This window comes from Tenacibaculum sp. 1B UA, assembly GCF_033978845.1.
GTDB lineage: Bacteria > Bacteroidota > Bacteroidia > Flavobacteriales > Flavobacteriaceae > Polaribacter.
Genome location: NZ_JAKVUA010000001.1, coordinates 583,107 through 597,634, shown reverse-complemented (window position 1 = coordinate 597,634; position 14,528 = coordinate 583,107). Strand labels below are relative to the sequence as shown.

10 protein-coding genes are annotated in these 14,528 nt (G+C 32.8%); 6 read left to right on the top strand and 4 right to left on the bottom strand.

Annotated elements, in window-relative coordinates; genetic code table 11:
• Positions 1-19 precede the first annotated feature (19 nt).
• The 5 genes from MK851_RS02810 to MK851_RS02790 all read left to right on the top strand — a co-directional run bounded on the left by MK851_RS02810 (position 20) and on the right by MK851_RS02790 (position 7,923).
• Positions 20-2,350, top strand: a complete 2,331-nt coding sequence (locus MK851_RS02810; protein WP_320241216.1) for a TonB-dependent receptor — start codon at positions 20-22, stop codon at positions 2,348-2,350.
• 134 nt (positions 2,351-2,484) lie between these two features.
• On the top strand, positions 2,485-5,301 hold the full coding sequence (locus MK851_RS02805; protein ID WP_320241214.1) for a TonB-dependent receptor: 2,817 nt from the start codon (positions 2,485-2,487) through the stop codon (positions 5,299-5,301).
• Positions 5,302-5,345: 44 nt separating this feature from the next.
• Entirely contained in the window at positions 5,346-6,545 is a 1,200-nt protein-coding gene (locus MK851_RS02800) for a multidrug transporter (protein WP_320241213.1), read from the top strand.
• A gap of 152 nt (positions 6,546-6,697) precedes the next feature.
• Entirely contained in the window at positions 6,698-7,057 is a 360-nt protein-coding gene (locus MK851_RS02795; RefSeq protein ID WP_320241211.1) for a hypothetical protein, read from the top strand.
• Positions 7,051-7,923: a thrombospondin type 3 repeat-containing protein gene (locus MK851_RS02790; RefSeq protein WP_320241209.1), complete on the top strand. Its 873-nt coding sequence runs from the start codon at positions 7,051-7,053 to the stop codon at positions 7,921-7,923. The genes MK851_RS02795 and MK851_RS02790 overlap by 7 nt, the downstream gene beginning before the upstream one ends.
• 47 nt (positions 7,924-7,970) lie before the next feature.
• Here the strand turns inward: MK851_RS02790 and MK851_RS02785 are convergent, their stop codons facing one another.
• The 4 genes from MK851_RS02785 to rimP all read right to left on the bottom strand — a co-directional run bounded on the left by MK851_RS02785 (position 7,971) and on the right by rimP (position 13,520).
• The gene (locus tag MK851_RS02785) at positions 7,971-8,396 is read right to left on the bottom strand and encodes a hypothetical protein (protein ID WP_320241207.1); all 426 of its coding nucleotides are present in this window, start codon (positions 8,394-8,396) and stop codon (positions 7,971-7,973) included.
• Positions 8,397-8,774: 378 nt separating this feature from the next.
• A complete protein-coding gene (gene infB / locus MK851_RS02780) occupies positions 8,775-11,666 on the bottom strand; it encodes a translation initiation factor IF-2 (RefSeq protein WP_320241206.1) in 2,892 nt (963 codons plus the stop codon).
• 123 nt (positions 11,667-11,789) lie between these two features.
• Positions 11,790-13,046 carry a transcription termination factor NusA gene (gene nusA, locus MK851_RS02775; protein ID WP_303505418.1) on the bottom strand — a complete coding sequence of 419 codons (1,257 nt, stop codon included), beginning with the start codon at positions 13,044-13,046 and terminating at the stop codon, positions 11,790-11,792.
• A gap of 12 nt (positions 13,047-13,058) precedes the next feature.
• Positions 13,059-13,520, bottom strand: a complete 462-nt coding sequence (gene rimP / locus MK851_RS02770) for a ribosome assembly cofactor RimP (protein WP_115899840.1) — start codon at positions 13,518-13,520, stop codon at positions 13,059-13,061.
• 164 nt (positions 13,521-13,684) lie between these two features.
• On the opposite strand from rimP, the gene MK851_RS02765 reads away from it, so the two are divergent.
• Positions 13,685-14,512 carry a universal stress protein gene (locus tag MK851_RS02765; RefSeq protein ID WP_320241202.1) on the top strand — a complete coding sequence of 276 codons (828 nt, stop codon included), beginning with the start codon at positions 13,685-13,687 and terminating at the stop codon, positions 14,510-14,512.
• The last annotated feature ends 16 nt before the right edge of the window (positions 14,513-14,528 follow it).

Below are 14,528 nucleotides of genomic sequence, written 5' to 3'. Positions count from 1 at the left end.
ACAGGAAACTATTTTCAACATGAAAAATCACATTGCCTTAGCTTTAATATTAGTATCAAGCATTGTAAATGGACAAACGATTAAAGGAAAAATTACTTCTTCCTCAGGAGAAACCATACCGTTTGCTAATGTATTTATAAAAGGAACAGAAGACGGAACTACCACAGATGAATTAGGTAACTATAGATTAGAGACAACAAAAAACAAATTTGTCTTAGTTGCATCTAGTGTTGGTTTTTTGTCAGAAAGAAAAACCTTCACTCTAAATCCTTCAGAAGAAAAAACAGTCAATTTTACATTAACAGAAACTACTGAAATTTTAGATCAAGTCACTGTTACAGGTACTCGTACCGATAAACGTAGAACCAATAGCCCTGTTATTGTAAATGTTATCAACAGTCAAACCTTGGCAGATGTACAAGCATGTAACTTATCGGAAGGATTAAAGTTTCAAACTGGTTTACGTGTAGAAACCGATTGTCAAACTTGTAATTATACACAACTCCGAATGAATGGTTTAGCTGGCGGATACTCTCAGATTTTGATTAATGGTCGTCCTATTTTTAGTCCGTTAACTGGATTGTACGGATTAGAACAAGTACCTACCAACATGATTGAACGCATTGAGGTAGTACGTGGTGGTGGCTCTGCCTTATATGGCTCTAGCGCTATTGGTGGTACGGTGAATGTAATTACCAAAATCCCGAAGAAAAACAATTACAGTATAGGTTACACCTATCAGAATATTAAAGGTACTTCAGATCATATTATTGCCGGAAATGCTACTGTTATAAATGAAGACAGAAATGCTGGTGCTTCATTTTTTATCAATAACAGAAAAAGAGAACTGTATGATGCTAATGGTGATAATTTTTCTGAGCTACCTGAGTTAAAAAATAACTCATTTGGAACTAATTTGTTTTTCCTTCCGACAGACAATCAAAAAATAGAAGTCAATTTTAGCAAAATGAATGAATATCGTTATGGTGGAGAAATGGTTGATAAAGCGCCTCATTTTGCAATGCAATCTGAAGAACGTGTACACGATGTTTATGTTGGAAATATTGATTATCAAATTAATTTTAACGATGATAAAAGTTCAATTATTTCTTATTTTGCCACACAATATACCGACAGAGAGCATTATACAGGAATTCGTCCAGATGTTGGCACTCCTCAAGACACAGATCATTTAGCAAAACCTCCGTATGGAAACTCAACTACAACTACTTTTCAAGGTGGCTTACAATTCAACCATCAATTGGAAAAATCTTTAGGCGGAAGTAATGTACTTACTTTAGGAGGTGAATTTGTACAAGACGATGTTTTTGATGTTATTGAAGCATACGAATACAAGGTAGATCAATTAACTCAAAACTTCGGATTCTTTTTTCAAAGTGATTGGGAAATAAACAAACAGTTAAATCTACTAACGGGTGTTCGTTACGACAATCATAAATTGAATGCTTTGAAACAAGACGGAACTCAAAAAACCATTGTTAACAATGTAGCTAGCCCCCGAGTATCTTTATTATTTAAACCTTTTGAAAACACACAAATTAGAGGAACATGGGGAACCGGGTTTAGAGCACCTCAAGCATTTGACACCGATTTGCATATTGCCTTTGCTGGTGGTGGGATTTCACGAGTACTATTAGCGGATGATTTAAAAAGAGAACGTTCTAACAGTTATACTTTATCCTTTAATTACGACAAACCTACCGAACATTATATTTACGGGTTCACCTTTGAGAGTTTTTACACAAATTTAAAAGATGCTTTTTATTTAGAATCTATTGGAGAAGATGCTTTTGGTGAAGTTTTTGAAAAAAGAAATGGTGATGGTGCCGTAGTAAAAGGAATCACTTTAGAAACACGATTAAATTATGATGGTATCTTGCAACTAGATGCGGGCTTTACCTATCAGTCAAGCAAGTATAACTCAGCCGTTAACAATTCAGACGAACTATCTTTAAAAAAAGAGTTTTTACGTACACCTAATACCTATGGGTATGCTACTGCGACTTATACTCCAAACCAAAAATTTAAAACAGCTTTAAATTTAGTGTATACAGGAAATATGGAAGTATTGCATTTAGCTTCTCCACAAAATCTAACAGCAGATGAGTACTTTACCTCTCCTTCTTTTTTTAACTTAGGAATTAACACTAGTTATAATTTTAATTTAGAAAAACTAAGCACTAACCTAGAGCTTGCTACTGGAATTAAAAATATTTTTGATGCATATCAATCAAAGTTTGATATAGGTAAAGAGCGTGATAGTAATTTTATTTACGGTCCAGCTACACCGAGAACCTTTGTTATTGGGTTAAAATTCTCTAGTAATTAATATTTAGATAACATACATTTCTCTGGTTAACATTTAAGAAACATTCTAATAATACAATAGTAATTTCTAACTAACATTAGGTTTACAATACCACATCACTTTTGCAGGGTATTTAAGAACACAAGTTAGTTAGAATGAAAAAAATAATTATTATTACTCTTTTAAGCCTTTGCAACTTTGCATTTTCGCAAAGTAAAGGTACTGTAACAGGAACTGTGACAGACAAAGAGATGAGTGGTGAGGCATTACCGTTTGCTAATGTCTTTATTAAGGGAACTTCAATCGGGGGGACAACCGATATGGATGGTAAGTACACGCTTAGTGTGCCTACAGGAAATCAAACTATTGTTTTTAGTTTTGTTGGTTATCAAACAGTTGAAAAATCAATATTAGTAAAAGCAAACGAAACAACAACAGTTAATCAAGAGTTAGCCGCAAATGAAGGGGTTGCGTTAGATGAAGTTGAAATTAAAGCTTCTACCAGTAAGGATAAAGCAAGTGCTTTATTATTAGAACAAAAGAAGGCAACAGTTATCAAAGAAAGTATCGGAGCAGAAGAGCTTTCCTCTAAAGGTATTTCTAATGCTGCGGGCGCTGTTTCAAAAATATCTGGTGTTTCTAAACAAGAAGGATCAAGTAATGTATATGTACGTGGTTTAGGCGATAGATATTTAAACACAACGATGAACGGTCTTTCATTACCTTCTAATGACATCGCCAAGAAAAATATAGACCTGAATTTATTCCCTTCTGATATAATTCAAAACGTATCAATTAGCAAAGCTTATTCATCAAGCTTTTACGGAGACTTTGCCGCTGGTAATATTAATATCTCTTCTAAAGAGTACAGAGGAAATGGTTTTGTAGAAGTGAGTATAGGTTCAGGTGTTAATTCCAGAGCTATGGGAGAGGGCTTCAGAAAAAGCGAAGGAACTGGAAACTTCGGTTATTACAATCGTTTTAAACACAACCCTTTTGCAGTAGTTCTTTCTCATGGAGTTGATCCTGTAAAAGCAGGAAGCCCAATCAACAATTCTATTGGCTTAAACGCTGGTAAATCATTCGATTTTGAAAACGGTAGTAGATTAAGTCTTTTTGGTACAGCATCATTTAGCAGAGGTTTTGAATACAGAGAAGGACCTATCGTAGACTTTTCAAATGTATTTAAAAAAGAATATCCTAACGCTAAAGAATACGAGTACTCTACTTCAACAACAGCAATGTTAAGTGCTCTATACAGAATTGATGATAATAATAAAGTCAAGCTTACATCTTTATTTTTAAATAACTCAGGTGACGAAGTAGGTTACTACGGTTTTAAAGGATTAGGTAAAAACAGAGATGCCTTAAATAATACTGATGAAGGTTTCTATCAGATGAATGTTCAGTACAATCAAGATTTAGTATTTGTTAATCAATTAACTGGAGAACATAACTTTGAAGACAACAAACTTAAAGTAAGCTGGGGAATTGGCTATAACAATGTATTTGCTCATGAACCAGACAGAAAAAGAATTAGTTTAGAAAATTTTCAAAACACTTTAGATAATGACCCGAATACAAATGCAGTTTTTTATACAAATAACTCATTTGACAACCAACGTTACTTCCAAAAAATTATTGATGAAGAACTAAATAGCCGAGTTAATTTAGCTTACCAAGCTACTGACAACTTAACATTCAATTTTGGGTATAATGGAAGAATTAAAGAAAGAGACTTTAACAATATTAGATATGGTTATGATATTTTAGATTCAAAATATGAAGTTTCTGATGTAAATAATTTTAACAATATTTTCAACATTAACAATGCTCAAATATTTAAAAACCAAACAGGAAAAATATTTAAACTAGATGTTTTCAGAAAGTTACCTGGTTTTGAAAACAGCAATATTGCTAGTTTACCTGGTTTATATGAAAACACCTATAACGGTACATTAAAAATACATGCAGGGTATATTTCAGGAGAAATTAAATCTGGTGAAAAATGGGTATTTGTTCCTGGTATTAGAATAGAGTCTTTTAACCAAGAAATTTCTTACGATGTAATTAACATTAACCCTAAAGACCCTGGTTTTAGAAATGCATCTGAAACATTTTTCTTACCTAGTTTAAATATAAAGTATGCTGTAAACGAAGATCAAAATTTACGTTTCAACTTTAGCCAGACTATATCTGTACCTGAATTTAAAGAGGTTGCACCATTTATTTATGAAGGAATTGGGCAAAGAATTGGAGGTAATCCAGATTTATTAGACAACCCTTCATTCTCAAAAATCTTCAACTTAGATTTAAAATACGAGTGGTTTATTTCAAGAGATGAATTACTATCTATTGGAGCTTTTGGTAAGCAAATCAACGATCCAGTAAACTTAGTAATTGCAAATAGTGCCGCTGGTAACCAACGTTATTTCAGAACTGGAGATAAAGCTACTGTAGCTGGTGTTGAAATTGAAGTACGTAAAAACTTAGTTAAAGACGAAGATGATGATACTGTTATGTCTGCAGGTTTTAACTTCACTTATATGCATACTGATCAAGACTTAAAAAAAGAAATTAAAGGAGTTTCAGGGTATGCTACAACATTTAACAGAGATAGTGATGAATTACAAGGGGCTTCTCCTTTCTTAATCAATGCTAACTTAAACTACACACCTACTCAGTTTAAAAACTATAAACCAATAACCTCTTTAGTATTCTCTTACTTCTCTGATAGAATTGATGCTTTGGGAGCTGGTGAATTAGGTAATATTATTGAAAAAGGAGTTCCTAGTATCGATTTTGTTTGGAAAAATAAATTCGGAGAAAACTGGGAAGTTGACTTAAAAGCCAAGAACTTATTAGATCCATCTATAAAAAGAGTTAGAGAAAACACTTCAATTGGAGATGTAACTCTATCTGAATACAAAAGAGGAACTAACATAAGCTTAGGACTTAAATACAAATTTTAACAAAAATAAACTCAATAAAAGAAATACAATTAAACTTTAAAACAATGAAAAATAATTTTTTATTAGGATTAGCTTTAGCCGCTACTTTATTTGCTTCATGTGGGGATGATGATACAGCAGATATTATTATTAATGACAATAGTGTTACAAATAACACAAATAACAACGGAGATGGATCAAACAATAATGATGCAATCGAGTTAAAAGGAAATTACACTACTGATTTAACATTAGATGCTTCTAAAGCATACACAATTACAGGACCAACTATATTTGAAGATGGTACTACTTTAACAATTCCTGCTGGAACAGTTATTAAAGCTGCTGCAACAGGTGCTGATGTTTATTTAGCTATCTCTCAAGGAGCAAAAATTATAGCAGAAGGAACTTCTAGTCAACCTATTATTTTTACTTCTAGCGCTACTACTCCTAATGCAGGTGACTGGGGAGGATTAATCTTATTAGGTAAAGCTCCTATCAACTCTGTAACTGGAGGTACAGCTACTTCAACTTCTGAAATTGCAAGCTTACCTTATGGTGGAAATGTAGCTGACGATAATTCAGGTACTTTACGTTATGTAAGAGTTGAATACTCAGGAGGTAAAGCAGATGGACAATCTGAAAACAACGGGTTTTCTTTCTACGGAGTTGGTAATGGTACAACTGTAGAGTATATTCAAATGTTTGAAGGAAAAGATGATGGTGTAGAATTCTTCGGAGGAACTGTAAATGTAAGTAATGTATCTATTGTTAATGCTGAAGATGACTCTATCGACTGGACTGAAGGATACTCTGGTACTATTACAGACGCTTATGTAAAGCATGGTACTGACCATGATAAAGGAATTGAAGCCGATGGTTACAACACTGATATAGGAAACTTATCTGACCCTAAATTTTTCTCTAAACCAACAGTAACTAACTTAACTATTGAAGGGTTAGGTTCTGGAACTGCAAATGAAGCTATCCGTTTAAGAGCAGGTACTCAAGGTATTTTTAACAATGTTTTGTTAATAGGTTTTGCTGAAGGATTTGATTTAGATGGTGATGCTACTGATAACCCTACTGGTAATGGTGTTACTTCTGGTGACTTAAAAGCTACTGATGTAAAATTTGAAGATGTTACAGTAAAAATAAAAAATGATACAGGTGTTGCTTTTGCTGATGCTGATTTCGTTACTGAAAATGCTACTGCTACTGGTACAGACTATGCTACTTGGGGAGCTGGATGGACTAGACAATAAAAACTTACATCTCCAAACAAAAACAAAAAACCGAGCAATTTGCTCGGTTTTTTTGTTTTATAGTTTATTTACTTTTTAGTAATCTCTGGTTAACTCATAAACGAGGGAAAATCTTGATTTTTATAGCGATTAATTTATAAAATATAAAAACTATGAAAAAAATTACATTAATTACATTATTCATTTTAAGTTTCTCATGCTTTTCTCAGGCCATAGATGTTATAGACTTTAAGGTAAATGAAACAAAAGGACTAGCCTTTCCTGCTGGCACAAGATTTGATTTTGAATTTAAAATTAGAGGTGACTATAGCTATGGAACACATGGATACCATCAAGTAGACGTAATTGTTTACAAAGACGCTGTAAACTCTTCAAATGAAATAGCCAGAAGTTATTGGAACCGTGAGGATGATGTTGACTTAATATTCTCTTCTTATACTTTAAAAAATTGGTGGAACAATTCTCTTATAGATTACTCTACCCAACTAAATAAAAAGTTTTTTTGGTGGTAAAATATGCTGGTTTAACTAAAACCTTCACCTATATATTTCCTGATGGAGATAATGATGGAGATGGTGTTTTGAATAGCCAAGATAACTGTATAAGTATTTCAAATAGTAATCAAAGCGATATGGATAATGATAGTATAGGTGACGTTTGTGATTCACAGGATAATAGAGATTCTGATGGTGATGGAGTACAAAACTGGCAAGACAACTGCCCTAACCAAGCAGGTCCTTCTTCTAACAATGGATGCCCTGTAGGAAATGCTGATTTAATTATCAATACTAGTAATTCAACTACTGGTGTACCTGGTGAAAGCACAACAACAAAATCATTAAGTTCTACTAACATTACACATTATCTATACACAAATGATGAACTACAAATCTATTTACAAATTGACAATGAAGGTAACACTAGTTCTGGTAACAGTAAAATAGGTGTTTATTTATCTACAGAGAATGATATAAATAAAGCTAAAGAGATTAAAGTATATGATCTCAGTAATGTTAACCCTGGAACATCACAAACAAGAAGTTACAGTTTATCTTATTGGGGACTAACAAGCACTTACGGTATATCAGGTCAAGCCTATTTACATATAAAAATTGATAAAAATAATGACGTAGACGAAGGCTCAGATGGAGAACAAAACAACACTTACTCTTCTAGAAATTTATACTTTTACAACACCCAAAGAAAAAGTGCTAAACTCCCCACTAAATTAACTATTCATGATGTAAACGGGAATAAAATTAATGAAACTACAGTCAACAATAAAACAGAAGAAACTGATGTTATTAAAAGCCTACCTGAAGGTTTCTATTTTATTGATAAAAACGGTAAAAAAAGTAAAATTTATAAAAAGAATTAATATTCTTTCTTTTAACAAAAAACCGAGCAAATTGCTCGGTTTTTTATTTATTCTTTTAACCCTGAAAGGTTATAGAAAAAACCTTCTAGTTTTTTTAATTCTTTTGGCGGATTACCAGCATCGAATATGCTTGATTTATATTCCTTATCAGCTATTTTAATCGTAAATACCGCATGCAAGGCTCCATCAGTTATTCTTTTTTCACTTGGTGCTTTTAGATCTCTTATTTCCTCTAAATTTAACTCATTAACTATAGTCTTTAATTCTTCTAGTTGTTCTTTAGTTACTTCTTTAGCCCCTTCCTTTTCATACGTTTTGTACGATAACTTATTTCCTTCAACAGTTAATTGCACCAAACTTCCTCTTGTTTGAGCTTCATAAACTATTTTGTCAAACTCTTTTGTTTGATTCTGTGCTACACAATTCATCATTAATAAAAACACTACAGGAACTATTATTTTTAGGTATTTCATCTATTCTTACTTTTTTAGTTTATGATAATATTAAGACGCTCTTTTAAATAAAGAACGTCTTAATATATGAATTTCGTATTAAAATAAATTAATCTGCTATAGTAGCTCTAAATCCTCCTAACACAAATACTGTATCCTTGCTAGTTTTTTTGACCTTCTGTAAACATACACATACAGCTATCATCACAATAATTCATAAAATAATAGTTCCTGTAGCATTTTAAGGCTTTTAAACATCACTTGCTAGCAATAATTGACAATAACATCTTTTTTTAAAACACCTAGTAATAAACAAATATAAAAATCCAATTTTAGATGCTAAATACAAAAAAAGGCACCCAACTAGGTGCCTTCTATGTTCTATATTAAAGTAAGTGATTACTTAAGTTTTTTCTTAACTGCAACTTCAGTATAAGCTTCTAGTGTATCTCCTTCTTTAATATCGTTATATCCTTTTATTTGAAGACCACAATCGTATCCTTTAGTTACTTCTTTAACATCGTCTTTAAAACGTTTTAACGACGTTAATACACCATCATGAACTACAATTCCATCTCTAATTACACGAACCTTAGAATCTCTTGTAATTTTCCCTGTCATCACCATACATCCTGCAATGTTACCAACTTTAGAAATTTTATAAACTTCTCTAATTTCTACATTACCAAGAACCTCTTCTTTCATCTCTGGAGATAACATTCCTTCCATGGCATCTTTCAAGTCATTAATAGCATCGTAGATAATTGAATATGTTCTGATATCAACCTCTTCTCTATCTGCTACTGAACGTGCATTTCCTTGTGGACGTACGTTAAATCCTACTATAATCGCGTCTGAAGCAGTTGCTAATAATACATCAGACTCGGTAATTGCTCCAACTCCTTTATGTAAAATATTTACTTGGATTTCTTCTGTAGATAGTTTCTGGAACGAATCTGTTAAAGCTTCTACTGAACCGTCTACATCTCCTTTTAAGATGATGTTTAATTCTTTGAAGTCTCCTAATGCAATACGTCGACCAATTTCTGCAAGCGTTAATGTTTTTTGTGTTCTAACTGATTGCTCACGTTGTAACTGAGAACGTTTAGCTGCTATTTGTTTAGCTTCACGCTCATCTTCAAATACATTAAATTTATCACCTGCTTGTGGTGCTCCATCTAACCCTAAAATTGATACAGGTGTAGAAGGTCCTGCTTCTAATACTTTTCTTCCTTTATCATCAAACATAGCTCTTACTTTACCACTATGCTTTCCTGCTAACATATAGTCTCCAATTTTTAAGGTACCTGCTTGTACTAAAATTGTAGATACATATCCTCTACCTTTATCTAATAAAGCTTCTACAACAGCTCCATTTGCATTCTTATCAGGGTTAGCTTTTAACTCTAATACTTCTGCTTCTAATAATACTTTTTCTAGTAATTCATCAACTCCTTGCCCTGTTTTAGCAGAAATTTCTTGTGATTGAATATTACCTCCCCAGTCTTCTACTAATAAGTTCATAGAAGAAAGTTGCGTCTTAATATTATCTGGATTCGCGTTAGGCTTATCTATTTTATTTATTGCAAAAATAATTGGAACTCCTGCTGCTTGTGCATGAGAAATTGCCTCTTTTGTTTGTGGCATTACATCATCATCGGCAGCTACTACAATAATTACTAAATCGGTAACTTGAGCTCCACGTGCACGCATTGCTGTAAAGGCCTCGTGACCTGGTGTATCTAGGAAAGCTATTTTTTGATCTCCCACATTTACTGCATAAGCACCAATGTGTTGCGTAATACCTCCTGATTCCCCTTCAATTACATTCGCTTTACGAATATAATCTAATAATGAAGTTTTACCGTGATCTACGTGTCCCATTACTGTAATAATTGGTGCACGAGTGGCTAAATCTTCTGGCTTATCTTCAGTTTCTTCTATAGATTCCTCTACTTCAGCACCTACAAATTCAACTGTATAGTTAAACTCTTCTGCTACAATTTGTAATGTTTCAGCATCTAAACGTTGGTTCATTGTTACCATCATTCCTAACATCATACAGCTAGAAATAATCTGGGTAACAGGAACATCCATCATCGTAGCTACTTCGCTTACCGTAACAAACTCTGTTACTTTTAACACTTTACTTTCTGCTTGTGCAGCTTGTAATTCAGCCTCACTTTGCTGACGGTGTGCGTCTCTTTTGTCTCTACGGTATTTTGCACCTTTTCCTTTTTTAGATTTACCTTGAAGTTTCTCTAAGGTTTCTCTAACTTGTTTTTGGATTTGTGCTTCTGTTAATTCTTCTTTTGGAGCTGTAGCTGGTCTTCTACCTCTTTGACCTCCTCTGTTTCCACCTCTTTGGCCTCCTCGATTTGGACCACTTCCTCTATTATTTCCTTGAGGTCTTGCTCCTGTACCTGTACTTGGGGTACCTGGTTTACTAATCCTTTTACGTTTCTTTTTATCTCCGTCAGTTTTAGCTTCTGGTTTCTTCTTCTTTGGTCTTTCAAATTGTTTTAAATCAATCTTTTGACCTGTAAAATTAGGACCTTCTAATTTCTTATACTGAGTTTTAATTTTCTCAGCATTTTCTGGAGTAACCTCAGTCTCTTTTTCTGATTGCTTCACCTCTTTAACCTTTTTATCAACAGTCTTTTTTACTTCTTTAGGCTGTTCTTTTTTCACTTCCTTTTTAGGAGTATTAACTGTTTGTTTTTTGGGTTTTTCAGTTTTTGGAGGCTCTGGCTTTTTCTCTTCAACTTTTACTGGTTCTTCAACTTTTTTTGTTTCTTGAACTGGTTGAACAGACTCTTCTTTCTTAGGTTCTTCTACCTTCTCCTCTTTTTTTGCAGGCTCTACTTTTACTGGTTCAACTTTAGTTGACTCATTTTTAGTTGGTTTTGGTTTTTCTTCAACAGCTTTACCAGTTTCAACATCTATTTTACCTACAGTTTTAAGTTCTAACTTTTCAGCTTTGGCTTTTAAAACTTCTTGTTTTTTTGCTTCTTCTTCTAATCGCTTTTTTTCTTGCTCTTGTTCTAATTGCTGACGAATTGCCTCTTTCTCTTTTTTCTTTTCTTCGCTAACTTCTTTAGAGGCCACCTTTTTAGATTTATCAGTTTGAAAACCATCAAATAAAATTTGATATTCTTTATCTGATATTTTGGTAGTAGGGCGAGCTTCTATGTCATAGCCATTTTTAGCTAGGTGTTCTACAGCTCTATCTAAAGAAATGTTTAGTTCTCTTAAAACCTTATTTAGTCTTAATTTTTTGCCTTCAGCCATATATTATTTTATACTTTTTTATTGAAAAAACACACTTTATACATGCTAAGTATAGTTATGCTTTTTTTCTCTTTTTTGCTAGATTTTGCATTAAAAACAGGAAACTAGCTTCCTTTATATATTTTAGTCTTCGAATTCTTCTCTTAAAATTCGTTGAACATCTAATATTGTTTCTTCTTCTAAATCAGTTCTCTGTACTAGCATTGATACGTCTTTTTCTAAAACACTCTTTGCTGTATCTAAACCTATCTTCTTGAACTCTACAATTACCCAAGCTTCGATTTCGTCTGAGAATTCTGTTAACTCTACATCTTCTTCTTCAATTCCTTCTCTTTGAACATCTATTTCGTAACCTGTTAATTCACTTGCTAAACGAATATTAACACCAGCTCTACCAATTGCTTTTGATACTTCTTCTGGCTTTAATAAAACGTTTACACGTCCTTTTTTACCATTCTTCTCTTCTTCGTACATCTGAATATCTACAGAAGTAACTTTAGCAGGACTTAATGCTCTAGAAACAAACAACTGTTCGTTTTTAGTGTAATTGATTACATCAATATTTTCGTTTCCTAATTCACGTACAATACCATGAATACGAGATCCTTTTACACCAACACAAGCTCCAACAGGATCAATTCTATCATCATAAGAATCTACTGCTATTTTTGCTTTATCTCCAGGAATTCTTGCAACACCTTCAATAGTGATTAAACCATCAAAAACCTCAGGAATTTCTTGTTCAAATAATTTCACTAAGAACGCTGGCGAAGTTCTTGATAAAATAATAGCGGGCTTATTACCTCTTAACTCTACTGATTTTATCACTCCTCTAACTGCATCTCCTTTTCTAAAGAAGTCAGAACGAATCTGTTCACTCTTTGGTAAAACAATCTCATTTCCTTCATCATCCAACAAAATTACAGCATTATGACGAATATGGTGTACTTCTGCACTATAAATTTCTCCTTCTAAATCTTTAAATTGCTTAAAAACGTTTGTACTATCGTGCTCGTGAATTTTAGAAATTAGGTTTTGACGCAATGCTAAAATGGCACGTCTTCCTAAATCTACTAGCTTTACTTCTTCAGAAACATCTTCTCCAATTTCAAAATCTGGTTCAATTCTTCTTGCTTCTGAGAGTTCAATTTCCTCATTATCGTCTTCAGACATTCCATCTGCTACCACCACTCGGTTTCTCCAAATCTCTAAATCTCCTTTATCTGGGTTAATAATGATATCAAAGTTCTCATCTGACCCAAACCTACGTTTTAAGGCTGCACGAAATACTTCTTCTAAGATAGACATTAATGTTACTCTGTCTATACTTTTATTATCTTTAAACTCCGAAAATGATTCAATTAACGCAATATTTTCCATTTCATTCTCTAATTAAAATATGATCTTCACTTTTGCTTCTTTAATATCTTGATACGCTAGTGTTTTTGTTTTCTCTACCGTATGCTTTCCTTTACCTACTGGTTTAGGCTCTCTTGCTTTCCAAAATAAGGTAATAGTGTCTTCTGTTACCTCAGTTAATGTTCCTTCAAATTCTTCAGTTGCTGTTTTAACTTTTAGAATTCGATTGATATTCTTTTTATACTGACGCTTTACAGCTATTGGATGTGCAATATCTGGCGTGGTAACTTCTAACGAAAAGTCTTCTTCTTCTCTATCCAAGTTATGTTCTATATTTCTACTAATACGAATACATTCGCTTAGTGGCACACCTGAATCACCATCTACTATTACTTTTATTTTATTATCTGCCAAAAACTGTAAGTCAATTAAATATAACGACTCATTTTCTTGTAAGGCTTCTTGTAATAATTCTTTAACTCGTTCTTGATTCATCTTAGGTATAAAAAGAGGGGACTCACGTCCCCTTCATCTATCTGATTAATAAATTTGCTGCAAATATAGTAAGTTATTCATTAACACACAAATATCTTTTCCTTGTTACATTAAGTTGTTTTTTCGTATATTTAAATGACTATCTCTCTTTAAATCTTCTTATTATGAAAAAAATACTAGTACCAATCGATTTTTCAAAACCTTCTGAGTACGCTTCGAAGTTAGCCTCGACAATAGCTAAAAAAGCTAACAGCGAAGTTCACCTACTTCATATGGTTGAACTTCCTACTGGATTTGTAGATATGGGATCAGGAGTTAATTTCAGTATCCCAGAAAGCATGTTGTATATTAGAAAAGTTCGCGACAGGATGCTTGATTACAAAAAAATGTTTTTTCCTAAAAACGACAATATCAAACATGCTATCCGATTTCAGACCCCTTATGATGGAATTCAAGATTATTCTAAAAAAAACGGAACAGATCTTATTGTTATGGGAGCCAAAGGTCACACGAATTTAGAGGAAATTCTTATAGGCTCTAACACCGAGAAAGTTGTAAGAAACTCTAATATCCCTGTTATCGTCACCAAAAAAAATGGAGATGATTTTAACCCTGAGAACATTGTTTTTGCTTCAAGTTTTAAGCCTAATAAAAATCAAGCCTTTGAGCGGTTTTTAGATTTTGCTAAAAGTTTTGATAGTACAATTCACTTATTAAAAATAAATACTCCTCAAAAATTTGAAAACACTCAAGAAACCAATCAACGTATTAAAAAATTCATCGATAAATATGGTTTAAAAAACTACACTATAAATGCTTATAATGATTCTTCTATCGAAAAAGGGATTTTAAACTTCTCTACTGAAATTGATGCAGATATTATTGCATTAGCCACTCATGGAAGAAGTGGTTTATCTCACATATTCAATGGAAGTATTACTAAAAACCTATCAAAAAATGCAATACGACCAATGCTTACTTTTAAAGTTTAAAAAAGTGCACTATTTA